This is a genomic window from Bradyrhizobium lablabi (assembly GCF_018129385.1).
Lineage (GTDB): Bacteria > Pseudomonadota > Alphaproteobacteria > Rhizobiales > Xanthobacteraceae > Bradyrhizobium > Bradyrhizobium lablabi_C.
The window spans coordinates 36,810-57,691 of record NZ_JAFCLN010000023.1; the positions used below are offsets into that span (position 1 = coordinate 36,810).

Consider the following 20,882-nt stretch of genomic DNA (forward strand, 5'->3'; position numbering starts at 1 on the left):
GCAACTCCAGCTACCGAGCGAAATTCCAATCGGCTTCCTCGACGACGAGATCGATGAAGGCGCGCACCTTGGCGGACAGCAGCCGCGACGTCGGGTAGACGATGTGGATCGGCAGCGCCGGCGCCTCGAACTTTTGCAGCACGATCCTCAACGCGCCTCGGCGGATGCCGTCCGCTGCCTGGTAGGCCAGCACCCGCGTCAGCCCGCCGTCCTGCTCGGCATACTGGATGGCGGCATCAGCGCTGTTGCTGATAAACCGCGGCGTGACATCGAGCCGAAATTCGCTTGCGCCCTCCACGAAGCGCCAGTCGCCGCTGGCTGATGCGCCGCCAAACTGGATGGTCTGGTGATCGGCGATCTCGGCCGGAATCTTCGGCTCGCCGTGACGCCTGAGATAGGCGGGCGAGGCCACCACGATCCGCCGCATCTCGCCGACATGCCGCGCCACCAGCGTGGAGTCCGCGAGGATACCGATCCGGACCGCGAGATCGACGCCGTCCTCGACCAGGTTGACGACGCGGTCCTCCAGCCTCAGCTCGGCTGACACCTCCGGATGGCGCTTGAGATACGCCGAGACGGCCGGGCTGACGTGAAGACGGCCAAAGCCCGACGGCGCCGAGATCACCAGCCGGCCGCTGGGTTTTGACCGCTCGCTCTCCGCCGCGCCTTCGGCTTCCTCCACATCGGCGAGGATCCGCCTGACGCGCTCCAGATAGCGCGAGCCGGCGTCGGTCAGCGTGACGGAGCGCGTGGTCCGCTGCAACAGGCGCACGCCGAGGCGCTCCTCCAGTGCCGCGATCAGACGCGTCACTGCCGGCGGCGATAGTTTTAGCTTGCGCGCGGCCGGCGCAAAGCCGTGGAGGTCGGCCACGGCGACGAAGGCCTGCATGGCGTCGAGGCGATCCATGCCGTTATTTCAATATTTGAAATAGTGAAGTGTCAATCGATATGATTGTTCAAATTTATGAAGCACCTAGATTTCCGGTCGAGGGCGAGAGCGCAGCGGCGCTCACCCGCCCGAGGGAGACTTCCGATGTCCGATACTCACACCTATTCCAGCGACGTGGCCTTCACCCCCGCCGTCAAGGCGATCCAGACCCGCAAGGGTTCGCGCGAGGGCTACGCTGGTGTCGAAGCGCGCGGCGGCTGGCGCACCGAGATTGACGAGAACCTTGCAGCGTTCCTGGGCGAGGCCAACAGCTTTTATTTTGCCACCGCGACCGCGGACGGGCAGCCTTACATCCAGCACCGCGGCGGGCCGAAGGGTTTCATCAAGATTTTGGACAAGAACACGATCGCCTTCGCCGACTATGCCGGTAACCGGCAATACATCACCCAGGGAAACCTGTCGGAGAACCCGAAGGCGTATATCTTCGTGATGGATTACGCACATCGCCGGCGCGTGAAGCTGTGGGGCGAAGCGCGCGTGGTCGAGGACGATCCGGCGCTGACGCAATCGCTGATGCCGCAGGGTTATCGCGCGCGGCCGGAGCAGGTGATTTTGTTCAAGATCGCCGCGTGGGACACCAACTGTCCGCAGCACATTCCGCAAAAGTTCGATGCGGCCGATGTCGCGGCAGCACTTGCCGCTCGCGACGAAAGGATCGCCGAGCTCGAGGCGGAACTGGCTGCGCTGAAAGGGCAGCCAATCCCGGTGATTTGAATCAGGCGGCCACCGCCTGCTGCATCGGTTTCCAGGCGAAGTCCGGGTAATATTGCAGCATCAGGCGGTCGACATAGGCGACGAGGTTCTGGAAATGCTCGGCGCGCTCGCGCAGTTTTGAGTCGAAGAACGGCGTCAAGATGCCGGCCAGCGCGCCGAAGGCGGTGGCGTCGGTGCCGCAGGGCACCTCGCCCATCAGATAGGGCTTGTCGCCAAGTTGCACCGACAAGGCGAACAGCGAGCGGACCGCGAGATCGACATCCTCGTCCGGCGCGTGGCGGCCGAGGCCGCTGAGCAGATAGTTTTCGGCCACGCGGAATTGCGCGTCCTCGCACAGCTTTTCGCGCTTGTGCTCGGGCATCGCTTCGAAGAAATGCGCCGGTCCCTTGGCAAAATTCACCGGATCGACCCAGCGCGCCCCGACCAGCGCCCAATAGACATGGTGCTCGATCATCCGCTCGAACGCCCAGGCCTGCGCGCGCTGCTGGAGATTGAGCGGCGCATCGAAATCGAAGCCGTATTTGCCCTCGATATGGGCGCGGATGAAGGTGGAATCGGCGATCGTCTCCGCCTCGTCCACGATATAGGGCATCTGCCCCTTGGGAGAGCTCGGCGGCATCGCTTTTTCCTTCCGATAGGCAACGCCCGCCATCTTCAACTGAACCTCGGTCTTGGTGACAAAGGGGCTGATCTCCGGCAGGCCGAAGCCGGCGCCAAAGCCGTAAAGCGTAATCATTTCAAGCTCCGATCTCGCTGAACTGGTTTGAAGGCTAGTGGCGCCCTGCTGCCAACGGTGTGGCAGCAGCCTGCCTCGGGCTGTTTCCGGCCAGCCGGCCGATCCGCCGTCGCCCGAGGGCCCAGGCGGCGGCAAAAGAACTGAGCGCCAGCGAGATAAGCGCCCAGCGCAGGTCGCCGGAACCGACATGAAGGGCGATCAGGCGTTCCAACGCCCAGGTTTGAACGCGCCAAAGCGGCTGGTAATTTCCAACTTCACAGAGAATCATCATGGACAAGCTTCCTTCGATTGAAGTGTTGTCCAAGAGATAGCCGCCCCCTGCTGCCAACATCGTGTCAGCATCGGCATCACGGCTTCGAGAAAGAGAATTGCGATGCGCCGCGCCGACCGTCTGTTCCAGATCATCCAGGTGCTCCGGCGCACCCGAAAGCCGCTGACCGCGGATGCGATCGCGGCCGAGCTCGAGACCTCCAAGCGCACGATCTATCGCGACATCGCCACCCTGATCGGGCAGCGCGTGCCGATCCGCGGCGAAGCCGGCATGGGCTACATTCTGGAGAAGGGATTCGATCTGCCGCCGCTGATGCTGACGCCCGACGAGATCGAGGCCGCCGTGCTCGGCGCGCAATGGGTGGCGAGCAACGCCGACCCCGTGCTCGCGCGCGCGGCTGAAGACCTCAAGGCAAAGATCGCCGACACGGTGCCGGAACGCTTAAGGCCCTTCGTGCTGGAGCCCGCGAGCCGCGCCCGCCGCGCCTGGAACAAGGAGCCCGACCGCATCGACATGGTGCGCACGCGCACGCAAATCCACGAGGGCAAGAAGATCGCGCTGCGCTATCGCGACGAACACGGCCGCGACAGCGAGCGCACGATCTGGCCGATCGCGATCGGCTACCACGAGGCGGTGCGGCTGCTGGCGGCCTGGTGCGAGCTGCGCAAGGATTTTCGCAGCTTTCGTACCGACCGCGTGGTCGACGCGGACTATCTCGACGAGAAATATCCTGAGAGGCGCGACGTGCTTCGGGCGAAATGGCGGCAGAGCATGGTGTGGGAGCAGCCGAAAGAGCCGTGATATCCGCCGACGCCGGCTGGTCTGCGCCCGTCTTCCGCGCTAAACGACGGGCATGGGGAAGAACGAACCGGCCGCCGATGCCGAGCTGCTGTGCCAAAACTGCGGCGCCTGCTGTAGCTATTCGCAAAACTGGCCGCGCTTCAGCATCGAGGATGACGAGGCGCTGGCGCTGATCCCGGAACGATTCGTCAATGCGCGGCTATCAGGCATGCGCTGCGACGGCGACCGCTGCTCGGCGCTGTCGGGCAAGGTCGGCAGCGGCGTCCGCTGCGAGATTTATGCGGTGCGGCCGGAGGTCTGCCGTACGTGCATGCCGGGCGACGATGAGTGCAACATGGCGCGAGCGAGGTTCGGGCTGGCGGCGTTGGCGTGACCTATCCGCACGTCGTCCCGGCGAACGCCGGGACCCATACGCCGCAGCCTGTCTGCAGCGCGCTGGGGCTAATTGCCTTCGTAACAATCAAGAGCGGTGGTTATGGGTCCCGGCGTGCGCCGGGACGACGATGGAGAAAGCTTACGCCGTCACCGCCTCGATCTCGTCATCGAATTCATCCGCGATCGGCGCAAAGGTCGAAAGCGGCTTTGTCGAGAGCGTGATCGGCTTGCGATTGCCGTAGGAAGAGGAGGAAGACGCCGTGCGCGCCGCGGGTTCGCGCGACATGGCGTAGAGCGTCGAGCCGACGCGGCCGCCGAAGTGCACCAGCTCGCGCTCGGTGCAGCTTGCGGCGATCGAGAGCGCCAGCGCATGAAGATGGCTGCGGCGATAGCAGAACAGCGCCAGCATGGCGCGGACTTCCGGAGAGACGCTCTCGACCAGTCTTGGCAGGCCATGTTCGCTGGCGCGATACATCTCGCCAAGCAGCTCGTCCCGAACCGGGCAGAAATCGTTCTCAAATGCGTCGCGGCTTGAAAACATTGCAGTTCTCCCCCTATGCGGAAGATGCATTGCAATTCTCTAACGAAGGGTTAACCACGCATCCCAGTAGTCGCCCGGGGTGCTTGCGCGCTCTGCGCGAATCGGAGCGACCAATAAGGCGATCGATGCCGCAAGACTTCACCATCTCCGATCTGAGACAGCGCCCAGGCTTCTTCGATACGGTGGCGAACCGCATCTGGCAGGCGTGGTGGCAGCCGAACGGCTATCCGCTCGAATACATTTCGACCCGCCTGCGCGAGAACATGGAAGCCACGCCAATCCCGTTCGCACTGGTGGCGCATGAGGGCGGCAGATTTCTCGGCACCAGTTCGGTGATCTCGTCCGATCTCGAGGAACGGCCGCAGCTCTCGCCATGGGTTGCGGCGGTGTGGGTGGAGGGAGATGCGCGCCGGCGCGGCGTCGGCGCTGCACTGGTGAACCGTGCCGCGCAGGATTGCTTCGCGCTCGGGGTGGAGCGCACCTATCTCTGCGCGCGGCCGCCGATGACGCGCTTTTATGAAGCGCTGGGGTGGACCGTGATCGAACGCAATGTCGGTCCCCATCATCTCGGCGTGTTCGTCCGCGACAGGAATCCCGCAGGCCGCGCCGTCAGTTCTGCGCCATGAAGATCGACAGGACGAACCCGGTCAGGTGATGCAGCGCCTGGTCGACACCGATCAGCGACCAGAACCACGGATGCTCCTGATTGACGCCGAAATGCGAGGTGACGAATCCCTTGGCGCGATCGATTGTGATGTGAATGGCAAAATCGATGAAAGCCACGAACCAGAATCTCGGCGCGACGATCAGGATCAGCGGCAATGCAACCGCAAGGTGCACGAGGCAATGCGCGAGCAGCGGCAAGGCCCAGCCGGTCTTCTGGTCCTTGCCGATGGCCATCCAGGAATTTTGCAGAAAGAAGTCGGCGACGATGTGCTTGGCCGTCAGAAGCAGCATCCATCCAACCAGCGCGCCGACCGGGACCGTGGAAGACATCGTGGGTAGCAACAAAACTGACGCCCTCTGGGACTGGCGGGTGACGACGGAAAATAGTGTTTAGGCGTTCAGCGCAATTTTCTTCTCAAAGCCGGGCCAATCGCCCGGTATGGCTCATTTATGACATCTCCCGGGCCGGATTGCACCTCTGGACAAATCGAAAAACCTCAGGTGTGGCCTAACGGCGCGTTCTACCAGTAAGGTTACCCGCGAAGGCCCGATTTGCAATCGGCAGCCAGCCGGATATCATCCCGAGGCTGGAAAATTCTCGTTCTTTTTTAGGTATTTAGTTTCGCAAGGGGCCGATCGCCAATAGCCGGAAATGGCGCACCGATTGCCCCAGGCTTCAGGTCGAGAGCCATGAGCGCTGATATCCCGACGCCGGCGGTTGAAAAGCCTCGCAAGCAAAAGCGCGTCGTCAAAAGCAACAGCGCCCAGATTTTCCTGTTCGCCGTCCTGACCGTCATCCTGACCGCCGCAGTGGTCTGGGGCGTCCGCACCTGGCTGAAGAATACCGAGACGCTGGTGTTCGCGGTGGGCGATCCCACCAGCCCCGAGGCCCGCTTCGCGGCGCGGCTTGCGGCCGTTCTCAAGAACAACACATCGCGGCTACAGCTCAGGATCATGAACAACGCCGACAGCGCCAAGGCGCTCGCGCAGTTCGACCGCAGGCAAGCCAATCTTGCGGTGCTGCGCACCGACGCCAAGATTCCGGCGCATGCGCGCTCGCTCGCGGTGCTCGATCGCGACGTGGTGCTGCTGCTCAGCCCGGGGGCGAAGAAGATCAAGACGATCGCGGAATTGCGCAGGAAGAAGATCGCCGTCATGGCCGACAGTGACAGCGGCACTGCCCTCGTTCGCAACCTGCTCGAAGTCCCCGACAGCGCCAACGGAACTTCGCTGGTGCAGATGGCGCCGCCGGGCGCGAGTTTCGAGAAACTGTACGCGTCGGGCTTTGGCGCGGTCGTCGCCATCGTCCGCAGCTCCAGACTCGTGAGGGACAAAAGCTTTGAGCAAAATGCCAAGCGCGGCGTTTTCACGCTGAACGCGATCGACGCGGCCAAAGCGCTGGCGAGGCGCAATCCTGCGCTGTCGGAAGAGACGATTGCGGCCGGCACGCTCTCTTCCTCGCCGGCCATCCCCGAAGAGGACGTCGCGACCGTCGGCCTCGAATGGCTGCTGGTCGCCAATTCACGGCTGTCGGCGGTGACCGCCGGCGACCTGGCGCGGACGATCTACGAGAACAAGGCCGAGCTCGCGCTGCCGGATGGTTTTGCCTCCAAGATCGAGCCGGCCGATACCGACAAGGACGCCTTCATCGTCGCTCATCAGGGCGCAGCCCAATATCTGAACGACGACATCAAGTCGTTCATGGAGCGCTACAGCGATTTGCTGTACATCGGCCTCGCCGCGCTCGGCATCATCGGCTCGATCTGCGCCACGCTCTACACCAAGGTGACACGGGTCGCGCCGGAGAAGGCCAGCGAACTCGCAACCGCGCTGCTGGATCTCGGGGAAGAGATCCAGGATGCGAAAACCGTCGACGAACTCGATTGCCTGGAGGACGAGGTCGAAAAAATCCTCCGCAACGTGGTGATAGGGCTGCGCGACGGCACCATCAGCAGTCAGGGACTTGATACCTTCAAGCTCGGCTATCAGTTCGTGCGCGACGAGATCGGCCTGCGGCGCGAAAGCCTCAAGCGCCATGCCGCGCAGGCGAGTCACGGCTCACTTGACGACAATGTCGTGGTGGTGAAGACGGCGCAAAGCGCCTAGGCGCGCTACGCGACTGCGCAGAATCATTTCTCGCGCGTCAGCCAGGCATTCATGTCGGCCGCAAGTTGCAATTGCTCGATCCGCTTTGCAATCGCAGTGCGCATTTCGCCGTCGGGCACTTCCAATGCCTCGTTTTCGAGCCGCTGCCTGTATTCGGCCAGCCGCTGTTCGAATGTGTGTGGTTTAGATCGTTTTCGCATCGGGCAATGTCGGCGGTTGAAGCTCGGGGCTGTTGGCCCAGCGGTCGAGCTGTTCGATGACCTGCTCATGGCTCGGCCGACGCGGCTTGGGCGGCGTCGGCTCTTCTGAAAGCTTGCGGGGCAGCTTGACGTGGTCGGTCATGGCGTCCTCCTGGCCACGATCATGCGACTTTCAGCGGCACAGCGCAAGTCATAACTTATTGATTTTGCTTGATAAAATAGCTAAACTAGCACACCAGACGCAATTTGTGGAACCGGAGCGCGTGGCGTGAGTTAATGAGGCTACTCAGTTGAGTAAAACTACTCAAAACTCTCATTTGGGTAACGCACATGAGTGACACGCGTGCAGAACGGTTGCAGGTGATGCTGTCGCCCGAGGAACTGGCGGCGCTTGATGATTTCCGTTTCAAGCATCGGATGCCGACGCGAGCCGCCGCCGTCCGCGAACTGCTGAAGTTCGGGCTTCAGGCAGTCGGGATCGACGGCACGGCGGGTGTGAAATCCAGCGATTACGGAGTCTTCAGCCGGGGACCGGGCAGCCACACTCAAAACGGATCGGACACAGAACCGTAGAGCTGACTGCGCGAGAGGTTGGCCTCTATGCGAGAGGTTGGCCTCTATCCGGTATTCCCGTTGCCGGTATCATCGGGCACGGTACCGGCGCCGGGCGTCTTGTTGGCATCGGTGAGCTTTGGGTCACGCGTTGCCTCCCGCGAGACCGAATCCTTGTCTTTCCGATCCGTCTTGTGGACCGTCTGCGCGCGCTGCTTGTCTGCGGGCTGTTCCTGGCCCTTCTCGTCCTTCACGATGCCATGACCGGAATGTCGTCCCATCGATCTCTCCTCAAATCGCGCGCCGGCGCCCTGTGGATGATGCCCTGTGAATTCAGTGGATAATTTCGAGCGGCAGCCGGCACACTTCTGCACCATCGTCATTGGTGACGAGGATGGCGTAATATCGCTTGCGCAGCTCCGGCCGTTCGCCAAGCAGCCGCCGCGCAATGGCGTCGGCAGAGTCCATCGCCGCGATGTCGTCGGCGAGGTCGGCACCGCCCTGGTATGCAATGCCCTTCCAGTTGACGAGATCGAAATGATAGTGCGGCATCGCCGTGCCGTGACGAGGTGTCTCGTTCACGCTCCTGTGTCTTTGGAATAGGCGCGGAAGGACTATTTTGTTCCTCCTTCCGGAATTCGGCAGTCAAGAAACAACGAAACCCTGCGCGGGTTCCGCGAGGCAAAAAGCATCGAAATAGTTCACGACATCGGGAGGATACAGCGGTGGTCGAGGGCGATTTTGACCGATGGACTCTGGCGAACATGAACGCGGCGCTGGACGAGGTCTGTAGAAAAATGCCGCGCGGCGAAGAGCATGCGACCCGCAAGCGGATCGCGAAACAAATCATCAAATGCGCAAGATCAGGCAGGACGACGCTCGATGAGCTCACCGCCGCCGGGCAACTGGCAGCCAGCCGCGATCCAGCAGGTTTTCCGGAGCAAATAGCGCATCGCGAGTACCAGATCGCTCGCAGCGCCTGATTTTCCGTTGCTCGCCGGGCGCGATACCGGCTACTCCGCCGCGGCCTCCGCGCCGCCTCCGAGCGTTCGCGCCCGGATTTCCGCGATCTTGCGCTTCAGCGCGGCCTGGCGCGGGTCGGGCATAGCCGCAGCGCGGGCTTCCCGGATCGCGCCGGCGAGATCCGGCAAATTGAGCGCGCCGTCAAAGGTCGGCTTGGCCAGACCGTCGATGATCGCGTGCCAGTCCGCAAGGCCGTGGCGATATTCGCTGCTGTAGCCCTGCACCATGGTCGCGGTCTCGATGATCTCGCGCGCCGCGGCGGGCTGCTTGGTCAGCGCACGGTCGACCATATGCAGCCAGCGCTCGACCCAAAGCCGCTCCTTGCCGTAACGGATGGAGTAGCGGCGCCAGCGCCGCAGCGACGACTCCATCCGCAGGCGCAGGATGCCGAACCAGCTCTTGTTGTTGAAATGGACCGAGACCCGCTTGTGCGTCCATCCCAGCCAGTCCAGCAGGCCAAGGATCGGCTCGGCCACGACCGCGGGCAACACGTCGACCAGTTCGTCCAGCCGGAATTTCCTGATGTCGTTGGCGCGCGGCGTATCGGGGTCGGTTGCCAGCTCGATCAGCTTTTGCTGCGCGATGCGGATCGGATCTTCGTACGCCATGCGGATCGCCATCAGGCGCGCGATCTCGCCAAGCATGGCAGCGTCGACGCCGGGCTTTCCAATGAAGCGGCGCAGCCGGTAGACATAGACTCGGGCGTACGGCGTGCCCTGATACTCCGTCAGAAGGTGAATGGCTTCGCTGGCGACCGGAACGACCGCCTCGGGGAGGTTTTCGGGCAGGAACGCCGGACGATCGTCCTGTTCGCCGATGATGTCGGCGAACAGATAACGCATCGACTCCATGAAGTTCGAAAACGCACCCATGCTGCTGACGCTCATGCGGGTTTGGCAGCCGCCCTCGCCTGCTCCAGTTGCTGCTGTAGCGTATTGAGGTTCTCGAACAGCCGCGCGCTGGAGAGACGGAGGAAGTAGAAGCCGAACTCCGGATTTTGCACGTAGAGCTCCTCGACCTTGCTGTAGCTGACGGAAAGGATCAGGCCGGGTTCGACGCATTCCAGCGTCTGCGTGCGCATGTTCGACGGCGACAGCATGCCAAGCTCACCGACGATGGCGCCGACCGGAAGCTCGATGCCCGATTCCACCAGGCGGAAGCGGCCGCTGACGATGTAGAGCATGTCCTCGGCTTTCTCGTCCTTGTAGAACAGGACCTCGCCCGCCTTGTACTGGCGCTCGGTCATGAACGGCTTTAGCCATTCCATCGACAGGTCGCCGCTGACGGATTTTCGAACGTCACGGATCAGTTGCAGCATCTGGTGCAGCCGCCAGGAATTGAGCGACAGCATCACCAGTTGCACCGCGATGACCAGATAATTATGGGTCGGAATCGCGGTTCCGATCAGCGCCACATTGAAGAGGATTCCGAACACACGCAACGGGATCATCGTCTTCATCGTTGTGGAGGCAACCACGAAGATCGTCGCGAAAAGCGTGCCTGCCGTTCCCGCATGCTGTACCAGATGAGACGTATCCATGGGAGCCAACCAGTCTTCCGGAGTAAGTCGTTTTGCGAATGCGTAAAGCGCGTGGCCGCCATCATAATCCGCGCGGCACCCCTCCGATATACGGACAATAGGCGACGATTTGTTTGGTTTTTCACACTCTCCGGTCAAAAATCGGGGCCTTATTGACCCCGCTGCGGACGGCCTGTCCCGGCGATGACGGACGGCCTCGCTGCACCGCCCCAAGACGCTCTCCCAGGCAGGGGCTCGCGAAAGCATGGCTCAGGCCGTGGCATCGTTGACGGCCTGCCCCGGCGCGGGCACCTTGCCGTATGCCCGGCATGGGCATTTCCCCCTCAAGGTTTCCGTGGAGAGGCACTGCCTCCCAATGCCAAGACCGATACCAAGACCGACGCTTCCATCCCTGTCACACTTCGTCGCCGCGACCGAAGGGCGAAACATGACCCGGCCGGCCTATGTCGCGGTTGCGGCGGGCACGTCGGCGATGGTCCTGCTCACGGTCGATCCGGCCTACGAGGCGGCGCATCGCTGGGCCGATGCGGCGCTGTGGGCTTGCCTTGCCTTCTTCCTGTTCGAATGGGCGGTGCGGCTGCGCCATGCCATCCGCGCCGAACGCGGCCTTGCCTATGGGTTGTCTTTCCGCGGCCTGGTCGATGCGGCGTCCGTCATCGCCATTCCACTCGCCCTTGCCTTCGGTGCCCATCCCAAATCAGCCTGGCTGTTTGGCGTGGTCTGGGTGCTGAAACTGGTTCAGGGCATTCCGGGATTGCGGCAGTTGCGCCGCGTCCTGGTGCTGGAATCCGGACCGCTGCTCAGCGTGCTGGTGATCTTTCTGATGGTGGTTTTTCTGGCCTCGGTCGCCGAATATTTCCTGGAGCGGGACGTTCAGCCGGCGACGTTCGGCAGCGTGCCGGCCGCGTTCTGGTGGGCGGTGGTGACGCTGACCACGACAGGCTATGGCGACGTGGTGCCCGTCACGCCGCTCGGGCGCATCATCGCCGCCATGGTGATGATCTCCGGTCTCGGCGTGTTCGGGCTCTGGACCGGCATTCTGGCGACCGGCTTTGCCGCGGAGACGCGGCGCGACAATTTCCTGAAGACCTGGGAAAGCGTGAGCAAGGTGCCGTTCTTCGCGGCGCTTGGTCCCGCCGCGATCGCCGATGTCACCAACATGCTGCGGACCATGGACCTGCCGGCGCGCACCATGATCATGCGCAAGGGCCAGCAAGGCGACTGCATGTATTTCATCGCCGCCGGCGAGGTCGAGGTCGACCTTCCAGGCGGCAAGAAAGTGCCGCTCGGCGAAGGCGCGTTCTTCGGCGAGATGGCGCTGGTCGGCAACACCACGCGCTCGGCCAACATCACGACGACGCGGGTATCGCGGCTCCTGGTGCTTGATCTCGTCGACTTCCGCCTGTTGATGGCACGGCATCCGGAACTGGCCGAGACCATCGATGCCGAGGCCAAACGGCGCATACAGGAAAACAAGTAAGGAGAATTTTCATGCTGGACACCGAGGGCGCCAGCGCGCCGCTGCTGGACATTTCCGGCGCCCGCGCCACCATCCGCCTCAACCGGCCGAGGCATCACAACCGGCTGGAGGCGGGCGACCTCGGCGTGCTGCTGGAACTGTTCGACCGGATCGAGGCCGATCCAACGTTGCGTGTGCTGGTGCTGACCGGCACCGGGCGCACCTTCTCGTCCGGCTACGATCTCGGTTCGGTCGCCGAGCGAGCGGTCAGCGCCAATGAACAGCAGAGCGCCGGGTCGGCCTTCGAGATCGTGGTCGATCGTCTCGAAGATCTCGGCGTGCCGACGATCTGCCGGCTCAACGGCGGCGTCTATGGTGGTTCGACCGACCTGGCGCTGGCCTGCGATTTCCGTATCGGCGTCGACACATCAGAGATGTTCATGCCGGCGGCGAGGCTCGGCCTGCATTATTACAAGAGCGGTATCCGCCGCTACGTGTCGCGGCTCGGCGTCGACAACGCCAAGATGCTGTTTCTGACGGCGCAGAAGATCGCCGCCCCCGAAATGCTGCGGATCGGCTACCTCACCGCGATGGTGCCGACGGAGGCGCTGGACGAGGAAGTCGACAGGCTCGCGGGTATCCTCGCCGGTAACGCCCCTCGCGCGATGGCCGGCATGAAGCGCGCCATCAACGAATTCGCCCGCGGCAAGCTGGACGAGGCCGCCGCCGACCAGCGCCATCGCGAGAGCATGCGCGGCGCCGAGATCAAGGAAGGCATCAAGGCCCGTGCCGAGAAGCGACCGCCGAAATTTTAGAGCATGATCCGGAAAAGTGGACACCGGTTTTCCCTCGCGACAAACGAAGCGTTTGCGCGGAGATCATGCTCAAACAAAAAGATAGAGCGGGATGACGATTCGAAGAAAAGTCATCCTGCGCTAGCGCGCGGTGCGTCAAAACGCCGGGACAGCGATTTGAGCTAGATCAATCAAGCCGGCGCTGCCGCTGCCTATTGTCGTCAGCAACAGGAGTGTACGATGGCCATCAAGGATATTCTCGTTGCGCTGACCAGCTATCCCGAACCTACCCAGGCGATCTCGGCAGCAAATGCCGTGTCGGTCGCGGCCGCGCTCGGCTCTCATCTTGCCGCGCTCTCGTTCGAGACCCGCGTGGAGGTGCCCGGCCATGTCATTTTCGTATCGGCGGTCGAAGGGATGATTGCCAACGAGACGGCCAGGAGCCGGGACAACGCACGCGATCTGCTCGCGGCGTTCGACGCGGCGGCCGAGAAGGCCGGCATCCTTCACGAGACCATCCTCGAGAAATGCATTCTGACTCGCGTGCCGGCCCTGCTTGTCGAGTATGCACGGCTGCGCGACCTCACGATCCTGCCTCTATCCTCCAGCAATCAGTGGGTTGCCGATGAGGTGATCTTCGGATCCGGGCGGCCGACGCTCATACTGCCGGACGGGCCGGCCAAGCGGCCGTTCGCGCTCGGCACGGTCGTGGTGGCCTGGGATTTCAGCCGCGCCGCCGCCCGCGCGGTCTCCGATGCCTTGCCAATCCTCGAACTCGCCAGGCAGGTCCGCCTCGTCACCGTCGTCAACGAGAAGGCGATCGACAGCAGCCGCTCGGGCGAAGAACTCGCAAAAAATCTCGCGCGCCACGGCATTAATATTGTGCTGGACAAGGAAGATGCCAAAGGCCGTCAGATCGGCGAAACCCTGCAAACCTATGCGGCTTCGCATGGCGCGGATTTGCTGGTGATGGGCGCTTACGGCCACTCCCGGCTCCGCGATTTCGTGTTGGGAGGCGCGACCAGGAGCCTGCTTGCACAGCCGACGCTGCCGATCCTGCTGTCGCACTGAACGGCTCCGGCGACGAACGTGATCGGAATCACGTTCGTTATGACGAGCGCTGCTAGATTCGACTCGCACCGTTTTGGTGCGATCAAACATTTGAGATTAGTGGATGAAACGTATCACCGCTTTTGTCGCCGCGCTTCTGGCCGTCGGTTCTGTTATCGCCGGCTCGGTCGCGCACGCACAAACCGCGTCTGATCCGAAGAGCCAACCGGGCAGCGGCCAGTGCCGGCTTTCGAACGGCCAGCGCTGCTAAGCCCCGGGGATAACGGCCGGCTGATGTTGAATTGAGCCGTACCGTTGAATACTTGCGGAAAACGCTCCACCTCGCGTGGGGCGTTTTTTCGTTGCCGTCTCACAACTCCTCATTCCGGGGCGTGCGAAGCACGAGCCCGGAATCCATAACTACGATCGTGAGTATGGATTCCGGGCCCGCGCCAAGAGGGCGCGTCCCGGAATGACGGGGAGAGAGTCTACTCGGCGAAAGTGACCGTGTCGGCGATGCTGGCCCGCGAGGTGCGGTAGCTGTTCACCTTGTGACCGTGGTCGGCATAGCCGAAGGAAATGCCGCAGACCACGCGGCGGTCATCGGGCAGGTTGAAGTGGCGGCGGATCAGGCTTGAATGCCGCGCCAGCGCGGCCTGCGGGATGGTGCCCAGACCAAGCGCCTGCGCCGCCAGCATGAAATTGCCGACATAGGCGCCGCAATCGACAGCGCCGTAGACGCCCAGCGGTTCATCGGTGTGGATGATGGCAACATGCGGCGCGCCGAAGAAATTGTAATTCTCCAGCGCCTGTTTTGCGTAGGCCGCCTTGTCGCCGCGCGCGATGCCGAGCGTGTTGTAGAGCTGAAAGCCGCTCTCGCGCCGGCGATCGAGATAGACGCCGAGATACTCGCGTGGCGGCGGGAAGTCGTGGCCCTGCTCGGCGCCCGAGGCGGCCTCCGTGTAGATCAGTTTGCGAAAGCGCTCCTTGGCCTCGCCGCTCGCGATGATCACCTGCCAGGGCTGGCTGTTGCACCAGGACGCCGTGCGCTGGGCCACCGTGAGAACATGCTCGATGGTCTCGCGCGGCACGGGCTGCGGCAGGAACGCGCGAACGGAATAGCGTTCGTTCAAAAGTTCTTCGAGCACGCCGATACGATCTTCGTTCACATAACGCGCTACGCGCGTCTTCGCCGCCGCATCCACCATGATCAGCGTCCCTTGGTCGGGATCTTGTTGTAGGGCACGTCCTTGTCGACTCGGATATCGCCGGGCAGACCCAGCACGCGTTCGGCGATGATGTTTCGCAAAATCTCGTCGGTGCCGCCGGCGATGCGCATCGACGGAGATGAGAGCAGCATCTGCTGGAACTGGCCGCTCGCGACTTCCTCGGATTGGCCGGACAGAACGCCGGCCGCGCCTTCGAGGTCCATCGCGTAGGTCGCGATGTCCTGTAGCATGGTGCCGGAGACCAACTTGCCGATGGAATTTTCCGGACCAGGCCGCTCGCCCTTCGACAGCGCCGAGATCGTGCGATAGCTGGTGTATTTGAGGCCGCTGGCCTTGACCGCCCAGCCTGCCAGCTTCGAACGCGTGGCGCGATCGTCGATCGCCGGGCCGTCCTCGGTCATAAAGTTGGAGCAGAACTCGAACATTTCGGGGAAGCCAGTGGCGAGCCGTGCGCCGATCGACATGCGCTCGTTCATCAGCGTGGTCAGCGAGACGTTCCAACCGTCGCCGACCGCACCGAGCCGCTGGCTGTCCGGAATCACGACGTCGGTGAAATAGACCTCGTTGAATTCCTGCATGCCGTTGGCCTGCTTGATCGGCCGTATCTCGACGCCCGGGCTCTTCATGCTCAGGAAGAACATGGTGAGCCCCTTGTGCTTCGGCACATTCGGATCGGTGCGCGCGATCAAAAGGCCATAGTCGGAATAATGCGCGCCCGAGGTCCAGATCTTCTGGCCGTTGACGACCCAGTTGTCGCCCTTCTTCTCCGCGCGGGTGCGCAGGCCCGCAACATCAGAGCCGGCGGACGGCTCGGAGAAGAGCTGGCACCAGATTTCCTCGCCGGAGGCCAGCTTCGGCAAGTACCGCCGCTTGGCTTCCTCAGTTCCGAACGCCATCACGGTGGGGCCGCACATGCCCTCGCCGATCTGGAACGGCTGCGTCAGCTTGCCGTAAACGCCCTCTTCCTGCTGCCAGATCACTTTTTCGATCGGGGTAGCGCCGCGGCCGCCATATTCCTTCGGCCAGTGCAGGCAGGCCCAGCCGCCTTCGGCCTTCTTCTTCTGCCAGGCTTTTCCAACCTCCACCATGTCGTGCTGGGCGAGGCGGATGCGGCCAAGCGAGGACTTTGAAAGCTCTTCCTCGAATTCCTTGGGCGCGTTGGCGGCGATCCACTTGCGGGCGGTGGCGCGGAATTCGGCCTCTTGCGGGGTGTCATCGAAATTCATGGCGTGTTCCTCTGCGTAGGGTGGGTTAGCCGAAGGCGCAACCCACCAATTCTGTCTGATCTCGGCGCAAAGATGGTGGGTTACGCTTCGCTAACCCACCCTACGATCTCTCAAGCTCTTCCCTTGGTCGGTATCTTGTTGAACGGCACGTCCTTGTCGACCCTGATGTCGCCGGGCAGCCCAAGCACGCGCTCGGCGATGATGTTGCGCATGATCTCGTCGGTGCCGCCCTCGACGCGGGTGCCGGGCGCGCGCAGCAGCATCGCCTGGAATTTTCCTGCGAGTTCTGCGTCTTCCGGACCGCTCAGCACGCCTGCCGCGCCCTGCAAGTCCAGCGCGAAGGTCGCGACGTCCTGGATCATCGATCCCGCCACCAGCTTGCCGATGGAATTTTCCGGACCCGGCCGCTCGCCCTTCGACAGCGCCGAGATCGTGCGCATGCTGGTGTACTTCAGCCCGCTCGCCTTCACCGCCCAGTTCGCCAGCTTGGAGCGCACGTCGCGGTCCTCGATGGCGGGGCCATCCTCCAGCATCAGATTGTTGCAGAACTCGAACAGCTCCGGAAAGCCGGTGGCAACGCCCGCACCGATCGACATGCGCTCGTTCATCAGCGTGGTGAGCGAGACGTTCCAGCCGTCATTGACGGCGCCGAGCCGCTGCGAGTCAGGGATGCGAACATCGGTGAAATAGACTTCGTTGAAGTCCGACTGGCCGCTCGCCTGCTTGATCGGCCGCACCTCGACGCCCGGGCTCTTCATGTCCAGGAAGAACATGGTGAGGCCCTTGTGCTTGGGCACGTTGGGATCGGTGCGGGTGAGCAAGATGCCGTAGTCGGAATAGTGCGCGCCTGAGGTCCAGATTTTCAGGCCGTTGATGATCCAGTCATCGCCCTCTTTTTCCGCGCGCGTGCGCAGACCTGCCACATCCGAGCCGCCGGCAGGTTCGGAGAACAACTGGCACCAGATCTTTTCGCCGGAGGCGAGCGGCGGCAGATGCTTGCGCTTCTGCTCCTCGCCGGCAAACGCCATCATGGTCGGACCGCACATGCCGTGGCCGATGATGAAGACGCGGGAGAGATTGCCGAACGGCCCCTCCTCCTGTTGCCAGATCACCCGCTCGATCGGCGAAGCGCCGCGGCCGCCATACTCCTTCGGCCAATGCAGGCAAGCCCAGCCGGCGTCGGCCTTCTTCTTCTGCCAGGCCTTTGCGGCCTCGAGCAGGTTGACGCCCTTGATCACGGTGCGGCCGAGCGAGGACTTTCGCAGGTCCTCTTCGTACTGCTTCGGCGCGTTCGCCGAGATCCACGCCTTGGCCTCGGCGCGGAACGCGGCTTCCTGCGGGGTGTCGTCGAAGTTCATGCTCGTCTCTTTTTTTCGTAGGGTGGGTTAGCCAAAGGCGTAACCCGCCAATTCTGTTTGACCTTGTTGCGAAGACGGTGGGTTACGCTTCGCTAACCCACCCTACGGACCCCTCAAGCCGCGTTCTTCTTGCGCATGCGGTCGATCAGCGCGTCTTCCCAATAGGACATGCTGCCGAGCGCCAGCGCGGTGGCGTTGGCGCGGCGGTAGTACATGTGGCAGTCGAACTCCCAGGTGAAACCCATGCCGCCGTGAACCTGGATGTTGTTCTTGGCACAATGCTGGAACGCCTGCGTCGCGCTGATGCGCGCGGCGGCGGCCGCTTCCGGCAATTCGCCGGCATTGGTCGAGAGCGCCCAGGCGCCGTAATAGCAATTGGAGCGCGCCAGCGTCGCCGAGACATACATGTCGGCGAGGATGTGTTTCACCGCCTGGAACGAACCGATCGGCCGCCCGAAGGCGATACGATCGAGCGCATAATCGCGGCCCATCTCCAGCGCGCGGTCGGCGCCGCCGACCTGCTCGAACGCCAGCAGCACCGCGGCGCGGTCGAGCACCTGCGTGAGGATGCTCCAGCCCTCGCCGGTGGCTCCAAGCGGCTCGGCCTTGGTGTTCGTGAAGGTGAGCTCGGCCTGACCGCGGGTCGGGTCGATGTTGGTCAATTCCTTGACCTCGACGCCGCCGGCCTTGAGATCGACCAGGAACAGCGAGATGTCCGACTCGCGCCCGCTCGATCCGGTGCGCGCGGCGACCACGGCAAAGTCTGCGATGGCGCCGTCAGCCACCGGCTTCTTGACGCCGCTGAGTGTTACGCCGGACGCAGCGAGCTTGATCGCCTTCGGCGACGGATTGCCTGATCCTTCGAACAGCGCCAGCGTGCCGATCGCCTCACCCGACGCGACCTTCGGCAGCCATTTTTGTTTCTGCGCGTCGCTGCCGGCGATCAGCAGCGCTTCAGCGGCGAGATAGACGGTGGAGGAGAACGGCACCGGCGCATTGGCGCGGCCCATTTCCTCGGCGATCACGCACAGCTCCAGATGGCCCGCGCCCGCGCCGCCGAACTCCTCGGGAATTGCAACGCCGAGAAAACCCATCTCGGCGAGGCCTTTCCAGAGCGCCTTGTCATAGGGCGCCTTGCCGTCGAGCACGACGCGGACGGCCTTCGGCGAGCATTGTTCGGACAGGAATTTGCGCGCAGCGTCGCGCATCTGCTTCTGGTCGTCGGAGAAATCGAAATTCATGGCGGGTTACCTTGTACTTGTCGTTATTCTTCCGTCATTCCGGGGCGTGCGAAGCACGAGCCCGGAATCCATAACCACGATCGGGAGTATGGATTCCGGGTCCGCGCCAAGTGGCGCGTCCCGGAATGACGAGTGGCGAGAGATTCGTCTTCATTGCAACACGATCACGTCGTTATCCGGTTTGGCAGCATAGAGCCGCTCGACCAGATCGGCGCGGCGGTCGAGGCCGGCGCGCTGGTTGATGTAGCCCTTGTCAGTGAGCTCGTTGCCGTCGATCGAGGGCGGCTCGGCCATCAGCATCGCGCGCGCGATGCGCATGCTGGTTCCCTTGCAGGCCGTGTTATGCGCTTCCAGCCCGCGCTTCAGACAGGCGATCACGTCGGGATGTTTTACGACGTCCTCGAACGTCGCATCCGGACTCCCGACGACCTGACGGCATGCGTGCAGGTTCGGCCAGGCCAATAGCCCGACGAATTCGCGGTCCTGTCCGGCCACCAGCGCGTCGTGCACCACCGGCGTTGCGGCGGCGATGGCGTCGGTGCGCAGCGAGCCGACATGCACGAAGGTGCCGGTCGTCAGCTTGAAATCCTCGACCACGCGCCCGGCGAAGATGATGCCCTGCAACGGATCGTTATCGTCGACAAAGATGCCGGCATCGCCGATGCAGTAAAAGCCTTCCTCATCGAACATCTTTTTCGTCAGCTCGGCCTGGCCGAAATAGCCCGGCGTGACGTTGATGCCGCGCAGGCGCAGCTCATATTTCGAACCGCAAGGTACCATCTTCAGTTCGACGCCGGGGAACGGCAGGCCTATCAGGCCTACGCGCTCGGTGTCCCAATAGGTTCCGGTGGAAGTCGGCGCGGTCTCGGTCGAGCCCCAGCCGGTGTAGAACACGATGCGCTCTCCGGTGGTTTTTACCGCCAGCGCCTGCATGCGATCGTAGAGATCATCAGGCAGCCGCGCGCCACCATAGGCCATCACGGTGAGGTTCTTGAAAAAACTGCGGCAGAGCGAATCGTCCTTTTCCATCGCAGCCGCCAGCGCGGCGTAGCCGGCCGGCACGTTGGCGTAGTAGGTCGGCGAGACCTCGTGCAAATTCCTGATGGTCTCGTCGAACTGGCCCGGCATCGGCCGGCCGTCGTCGATATAGAGCGTGCCGCCATCGACCAGGATCGGATGGAACGCGGCGTTGCCGCCCATGGTATGATTCCACGGCATCCAGTCCAGCATGGTCGCCACCGGGCCGTTCGGATCGCGCGGGCGGACCTGCATCATCATCGCCGCATTGGCGCACATCATCTCCTGCGTGTTGATGACGGCTTTTGGCATGCCGGTGGAGCCCGAGGTGAACAGCAGTTTTCCCACGGTGCCGGGCGTGATCCTTGCGATCGATTCCTCGACATCCTTCGTCACGGGCGTTGCTGCAAGATCGGCAAAGGACACGCTCTTGATGCCTTCACAGGGACGCACGACGTGCACCACGGTGACGCCGGTGAGATCGAGCGCTTTCAGCGCCTTCTCAAAGGTCGGGCCGTCCTGCGCCATCACGACGGCGGGCTTGATCAGATTGAACAGATATTTGAGTTTCGCGTGATCCTGGCTCATCAGCGAATAGGCCGGCGACACCGGTGCTGCCGGCAGGCGCGCCTGCATCGCGGCCTGCGTCATCAGCGCATGCTCGATTGAATTGCCCGACAGGATCGTGACCGGGCGGCCCTCTTCGATGCCGAGATTGAGCAGGCCCTGCGTCAGCGCATCGACGGTGCGCTTGGCTTCGCCATAGGAAACCTTGCGCCATTGCCGGTCGGGACCGCCGCGCTGCGCCAGCCAGATGCGCTCGGGCGCTTCCCTTGCCCATTTCGCGAGCGAAGCCGGAATATGCTTTTCGTAAGCCTGGAGCGGGATGCGCGACTTGAGGACGATGACGCCGTCCGGCCGGCGCTCGACGGCGATGTCGCGCTCCAGCCAGTCGATCTTGCGAAAGCCGGGCTTGTCGAGCACCGCGGCGGCATTCCCATCCATTTTGCGTCTCCCGGAATTCCTGTCCTTTG

The 20,882-nt window shown here is 63.0% G+C and carries 27 protein-coding genes; 11 read left to right on the plus strand and 16 right to left on the minus strand.

Translation table 11 applies throughout. The annotated features are described in order from the left end of the window. Positions 1-10: 10 nt before the first annotated feature. A complete protein-coding gene (locus JQ628_RS30060) occupies positions 11-907 on the minus strand; it encodes a LysR family transcriptional regulator (protein WP_212228909.1) in 897 nt (298 codons plus the stop codon). A gap of 126 nt (positions 908-1,033) precedes the next feature. Here JQ628_RS30060 and JQ628_RS30065 point away from each other — a divergent pair, with 126 nt between their 5' ends. Continuing rightward, positions 1,034-1,663, plus strand: a complete 630-nt coding sequence (locus JQ628_RS30065) for a pyridoxamine 5'-phosphate oxidase family protein (RefSeq protein ID WP_212228911.1) — start codon at positions 1,034-1,036, stop codon at positions 1,661-1,663. A gap of 1 nt (position 1,664) precedes the next feature. Here JQ628_RS30065 and JQ628_RS30070 read toward each other — a convergent pair whose 3' ends face one another. Together JQ628_RS30070 and JQ628_RS30075 are read right to left on the minus strand one after the other, a co-directional pair. Continuing rightward, a complete protein-coding gene (locus JQ628_RS30070) occupies positions 1,665-2,399 on the minus strand; it encodes a glutathione S-transferase family protein (protein ID WP_212228913.1) in 735 nt (244 codons plus the stop codon). Positions 2,400-2,433: 34 nt separating this feature from the next. Next, entirely contained in the window at positions 2,434-2,670 is a 237-nt protein-coding gene (locus JQ628_RS30075; protein WP_212228915.1) for a hypothetical protein, read from the minus strand. A gap of 102 nt (positions 2,671-2,772) precedes the next feature. On the opposite strand from JQ628_RS30075, the gene JQ628_RS30080 reads away from it, so the two are divergent. Together JQ628_RS30080 and JQ628_RS30085 are read left to right on the plus strand one after the other, a co-directional pair. Then, positions 2,773-3,471, plus strand: coding sequence for a helix-turn-helix transcriptional regulator (locus tag JQ628_RS30080; RefSeq protein WP_212228917.1), 699 nt, complete (start codon positions 2,773-2,775; stop codon positions 3,469-3,471). 52 nt (positions 3,472-3,523) lie between these two features. Beyond that, a complete protein-coding gene (locus tag JQ628_RS30085; RefSeq protein ID WP_212228919.1) occupies positions 3,524-3,844 on the plus strand; it encodes a YkgJ family cysteine cluster protein in 321 nt (106 codons plus the stop codon). A 141-nt stretch (positions 3,845-3,985) separates the two neighbouring features. On the opposite strand, the gene JQ628_RS30090 is transcribed toward JQ628_RS30085, so the two are convergent. Then, positions 3,986-4,387 (minus strand): hypothetical protein, encoded by a 402-nt coding sequence (locus JQ628_RS30090; RefSeq protein ID WP_212228921.1) that lies wholly within the window; start codon positions 4,385-4,387, stop codon positions 3,986-3,988. Between the two features lie 125 nt (positions 4,388-4,512). Here JQ628_RS30090 and JQ628_RS30095 point away from each other — a divergent pair, with 125 nt between their 5' ends. Further along, a complete protein-coding gene (locus JQ628_RS30095) occupies positions 4,513-5,013 on the plus strand; it encodes a GNAT family N-acetyltransferase (RefSeq protein WP_212228923.1) in 501 nt (166 codons plus the stop codon). Here the strand turns inward: JQ628_RS30095 and JQ628_RS30100 are convergent. Further along, complete coding sequence (locus JQ628_RS30100) at positions 4,997-5,344, minus strand: DUF3307 domain-containing protein (protein ID WP_212229063.1); 348 nt, start codon at positions 5,342-5,344, stop codon at positions 4,997-4,999. The two genes, JQ628_RS30095 and JQ628_RS30100, sit on opposite strands and share 17 nt — an antisense overlap. A 399-nt stretch (positions 5,345-5,743) precedes the next feature. Here JQ628_RS30100 and JQ628_RS30105 point away from each other — a divergent pair, with 399 nt between their 5' ends. Next, entirely contained in the window at positions 5,744-7,159 is a 1,416-nt protein-coding gene (locus JQ628_RS30105) for a TAXI family TRAP transporter solute-binding subunit (protein WP_212228925.1), read from the plus strand. Between the two features lie 23 nt (positions 7,160-7,182). Here the strand turns inward: JQ628_RS30105 and JQ628_RS30110 are convergent, their stop codons facing one another. Both JQ628_RS30110 and JQ628_RS30115 read right to left on the minus strand, forming a co-directional pair. After that, positions 7,183-7,359, minus strand: coding sequence for a hypothetical protein (locus JQ628_RS30110; RefSeq protein ID WP_212228927.1), 177 nt, complete (start codon positions 7,357-7,359; stop codon positions 7,183-7,185). Further along, the gene (locus tag JQ628_RS30115) at positions 7,343-7,501 is read right to left on the minus strand and encodes a hypothetical protein (protein ID WP_212228929.1); all 159 of its coding nucleotides are present in this window, start codon (positions 7,499-7,501) and stop codon (positions 7,343-7,345) included. Before JQ628_RS30115 ends, JQ628_RS30110 begins: the two co-directional genes overlap by 17 nt. 188 nt (positions 7,502-7,689) lie before the next feature. On the opposite strand from JQ628_RS30115, the gene JQ628_RS30120 reads away from it, so the two are divergent. Further along, a complete protein-coding gene (locus tag JQ628_RS30120) occupies positions 7,690-7,932 on the plus strand; it encodes a hypothetical protein (RefSeq protein WP_212228931.1) in 243 nt (80 codons plus the stop codon). A gap of 44 nt (positions 7,933-7,976) precedes the next feature. Here the strand turns inward: JQ628_RS30120 and JQ628_RS30125 are convergent, their stop codons facing one another. Together JQ628_RS30125 and JQ628_RS30130 are read right to left on the minus strand one after the other, a co-directional pair. Continuing rightward, positions 7,977-8,192: a hypothetical protein gene (locus tag JQ628_RS30125; RefSeq protein ID WP_212228933.1), complete on the minus strand. Its 216-nt coding sequence runs from the start codon at positions 8,190-8,192 to the stop codon at positions 7,977-7,979. A gap of 52 nt (positions 8,193-8,244) precedes the next feature. Continuing rightward, positions 8,245-8,493: a DUF6894 family protein gene (locus JQ628_RS30130; RefSeq protein ID WP_349628137.1), complete on the minus strand. Its 249-nt coding sequence runs from the start codon at positions 8,491-8,493 to the stop codon at positions 8,245-8,247. 143 nt (positions 8,494-8,636) lie between these two features. On the opposite strand from JQ628_RS30130, the gene JQ628_RS30135 reads away from it, so the two are divergent. After that, entirely contained in the window at positions 8,637-8,894 is a 258-nt protein-coding gene (locus JQ628_RS30135; protein ID WP_349628138.1) for a hypothetical protein, read from the plus strand. 30 nt (positions 8,895-8,924) lie between these two features. Here JQ628_RS30135 and JQ628_RS30140 read toward each other — a convergent pair whose 3' ends face one another. Both JQ628_RS30140 and JQ628_RS30145 read right to left on the minus strand, forming a co-directional pair. Continuing rightward, on the minus strand, positions 8,925-9,821 hold the full coding sequence (locus JQ628_RS30140; RefSeq protein ID WP_249128607.1) for a DUF6537 domain-containing protein: 897 nt from the start codon (positions 9,819-9,821) through the stop codon (positions 8,925-8,927). Continuing rightward, positions 9,818-10,474, minus strand: a complete 657-nt coding sequence (locus JQ628_RS30145; protein WP_212228935.1) for a Crp/Fnr family transcriptional regulator — start codon at positions 10,472-10,474, stop codon at positions 9,818-9,820. The genes JQ628_RS30140 and JQ628_RS30145 overlap by 4 nt, the downstream gene beginning before the upstream one ends. Before the next feature lie 427 nt (positions 10,475-10,901). Between JQ628_RS30145 and JQ628_RS30150 the strand changes: the two genes are divergently transcribed. The 4 genes from JQ628_RS30150 to JQ628_RS30165 all read left to right on the plus strand — a co-directional run bounded on the left by JQ628_RS30150 (position 10,902) and on the right by JQ628_RS30165 (position 14,048). Next, on the plus strand, positions 10,902-11,954 hold the full coding sequence (locus JQ628_RS30150) for a cyclic nucleotide-gated ion channel (RefSeq protein WP_433996175.1): 1,053 nt from the start codon (positions 10,902-10,904) through the stop codon (positions 11,952-11,954). An 11-nt stretch (positions 11,955-11,965) separates the two neighbouring features. After that, entirely contained in the window at positions 11,966-12,748 is a 783-nt protein-coding gene (locus JQ628_RS30155) for an enoyl-CoA hydratase/isomerase family protein (protein ID WP_212228938.1), read from the plus strand. A gap of 219 nt (positions 12,749-12,967) precedes the next feature. Then, complete coding sequence (locus JQ628_RS30160) at positions 12,968-13,798, plus strand: universal stress protein (RefSeq protein ID WP_212228940.1); 831 nt, start codon at positions 12,968-12,970, stop codon at positions 13,796-13,798. Positions 13,799-13,901: 103 nt separating this feature from the next. Continuing rightward, positions 13,902-14,048 (plus strand): hypothetical protein, encoded by a 147-nt coding sequence (locus tag JQ628_RS30165; RefSeq protein ID WP_212228942.1) that lies wholly within the window; start codon positions 13,902-13,904, stop codon positions 14,046-14,048. Between the two features lie 217 nt (positions 14,049-14,265). On the opposite strand, the gene JQ628_RS30170 is transcribed toward JQ628_RS30165, so the two are convergent. The 5 genes from JQ628_RS30170 to JQ628_RS30190 form a co-directional block, all read right to left on the minus strand. Beyond that, positions 14,266-14,985, minus strand: coding sequence for a nitroreductase (locus tag JQ628_RS30170; protein WP_212228944.1), 720 nt, complete (start codon positions 14,983-14,985; stop codon positions 14,266-14,268). A 2-nt stretch (positions 14,986-14,987) separates the two neighbouring features. Next, positions 14,988-16,232, minus strand: a complete 1,245-nt coding sequence (locus JQ628_RS30175) for an acyl-CoA dehydrogenase (protein WP_212228946.1) — start codon at positions 16,230-16,232, stop codon at positions 14,988-14,990. A 110-nt stretch (positions 16,233-16,342) separates the two neighbouring features. Next, positions 16,343-17,590: an acyl-CoA dehydrogenase gene (locus JQ628_RS30180; protein ID WP_212228948.1), complete on the minus strand. Its 1,248-nt coding sequence runs from the start codon at positions 17,588-17,590 to the stop codon at positions 16,343-16,345. Positions 17,591-17,703: 113 nt separating this feature from the next. Next, positions 17,704-18,831, minus strand: coding sequence for an acyl-CoA dehydrogenase family protein (locus JQ628_RS30185; protein ID WP_212228950.1), 1,128 nt, complete (start codon positions 18,829-18,831; stop codon positions 17,704-17,706). Positions 18,832-18,981: 150 nt separating this feature from the next. Further along, entirely contained in the window at positions 18,982-20,853 is a 1,872-nt protein-coding gene (locus JQ628_RS30190; RefSeq protein ID WP_212228952.1) for an AMP-binding protein, read from the minus strand. Positions 20,854-20,882 lie beyond the last annotated feature (29 nt).

Bases quoted from the DNA above. Each gene is read 5' to 3' on its own strand.
- JQ628_RS30060 (WP_212228909.1), bottom strand. From the start codon at position 907: ATGGATCGCCTCGACGCCATGCAGGCCTTCGTCGCCGTGGCCGACCTC.
- JQ628_RS30065 (WP_212228911.1), top strand. From the start codon at position 1,034: ATGTCCGATACTCACACCTATTCCAGCGACGTGGCCTTCACCCCCGCC.
- JQ628_RS30070 (WP_212228913.1), bottom strand. From the start codon at position 2,399: ATGATTACGCTTTACGGCTTTGGCGCCGGCTTCGGCCTGCCGGAGATC.
- JQ628_RS30075 (WP_212228915.1), bottom strand. From the start codon at position 2,670: ATGATGATTCTCTGTGAAGTTGGAAATTACCAGCCGCTTTGGCGCGTT.
- JQ628_RS30080 (WP_212228917.1), top strand. From the start codon at position 2,773: ATGCGCCGCGCCGACCGTCTGTTCCAGATCATCCAGGTGCTCCGGCGC.
- JQ628_RS30085 (WP_212228919.1), top strand. From the start codon at position 3,524: ATGGGGAAGAACGAACCGGCCGCCGATGCCGAGCTGCTGTGCCAAAAC.
- JQ628_RS30090 (WP_212228921.1), bottom strand. From the start codon at position 4,387: ATGTTTTCAAGCCGCGACGCATTTGAGAACGATTTCTGCCCGGTTCGG.
- JQ628_RS30095 (WP_212228923.1), top strand. From the start codon at position 4,513: ATGCCGCAAGACTTCACCATCTCCGATCTGAGACAGCGCCCAGGCTTC.
- JQ628_RS30100 (WP_212229063.1), bottom strand. From the start codon at position 5,344: ATGCTGCTTCTGACGGCCAAGCACATCGTCGCCGACTTCTTTCTGCAA.
- JQ628_RS30105 (WP_212228925.1), top strand. From the start codon at position 5,744: ATGAGCGCTGATATCCCGACGCCGGCGGTTGAAAAGCCTCGCAAGCAA.
- JQ628_RS30110 (WP_212228927.1), bottom strand. From the start codon at position 7,359: ATGCGAAAACGATCTAAACCACACACATTCGAACAGCGGCTGGCCGAA.
- JQ628_RS30115 (WP_212228929.1), bottom strand. From the start codon at position 7,501: ATGACCGACCACGTCAAGCTGCCCCGCAAGCTTTCAGAAGAGCCGACG.
- JQ628_RS30120 (WP_212228931.1), top strand. From the start codon at position 7,690: ATGAGTGACACGCGTGCAGAACGGTTGCAGGTGATGCTGTCGCCCGAG.
- JQ628_RS30125 (WP_212228933.1), bottom strand. From the start codon at position 8,192: ATGGGACGACATTCCGGTCATGGCATCGTGAAGGACGAGAAGGGCCAG.
- JQ628_RS30140 (WP_249128607.1), bottom strand. From the start codon at position 9,821: ATGAGCGTCAGCAGCATGGGTGCGTTTTCGAACTTCATGGAGTCGATG.
- JQ628_RS30145 (WP_212228935.1), bottom strand. From the start codon at position 10,474: ATGGATACGTCTCATCTGGTACAGCATGCGGGAACGGCAGGCACGCTT.
- JQ628_RS30150 (WP_433996175.1), top strand. From the start codon at position 10,902: ATGACCCGGCCGGCCTATGTCGCGGTTGCGGCGGGCACGTCGGCGATG.
- JQ628_RS30155 (WP_212228938.1), top strand. From the start codon at position 11,966: ATGCTGGACACCGAGGGCGCCAGCGCGCCGCTGCTGGACATTTCCGGC.
- JQ628_RS30160 (WP_212228940.1), top strand. From the start codon at position 12,968: ATGGCCATCAAGGATATTCTCGTTGCGCTGACCAGCTATCCCGAACCT.
- JQ628_RS30165 (WP_212228942.1), top strand. From the start codon at position 13,902: ATGAAACGTATCACCGCTTTTGTCGCCGCGCTTCTGGCCGTCGGTTCT.
- JQ628_RS30170 (WP_212228944.1), bottom strand. From the start codon at position 14,985: ATGGTGGATGCGGCGGCGAAGACGCGCGTAGCGCGTTATGTGAACGAA.
- JQ628_RS30175 (WP_212228946.1), bottom strand. From the start codon at position 16,232: ATGAATTTCGATGACACCCCGCAAGAGGCCGAATTCCGCGCCACCGCC.
- JQ628_RS30180 (WP_212228948.1), bottom strand. From the start codon at position 17,590: ATGAACTTCGACGACACCCCGCAGGAAGCCGCGTTCCGCGCCGAGGCC.
- JQ628_RS30185 (WP_212228950.1), bottom strand. From the start codon at position 18,831: ATGAATTTCGATTTCTCCGACGACCAGAAGCAGATGCGCGACGCTGCG.
- JQ628_RS30190 (WP_212228952.1), bottom strand. From the start codon at position 20,853: ATGGATGGGAATGCCGCCGCGGTGCTCGACAAGCCCGGCTTTCGCAAG.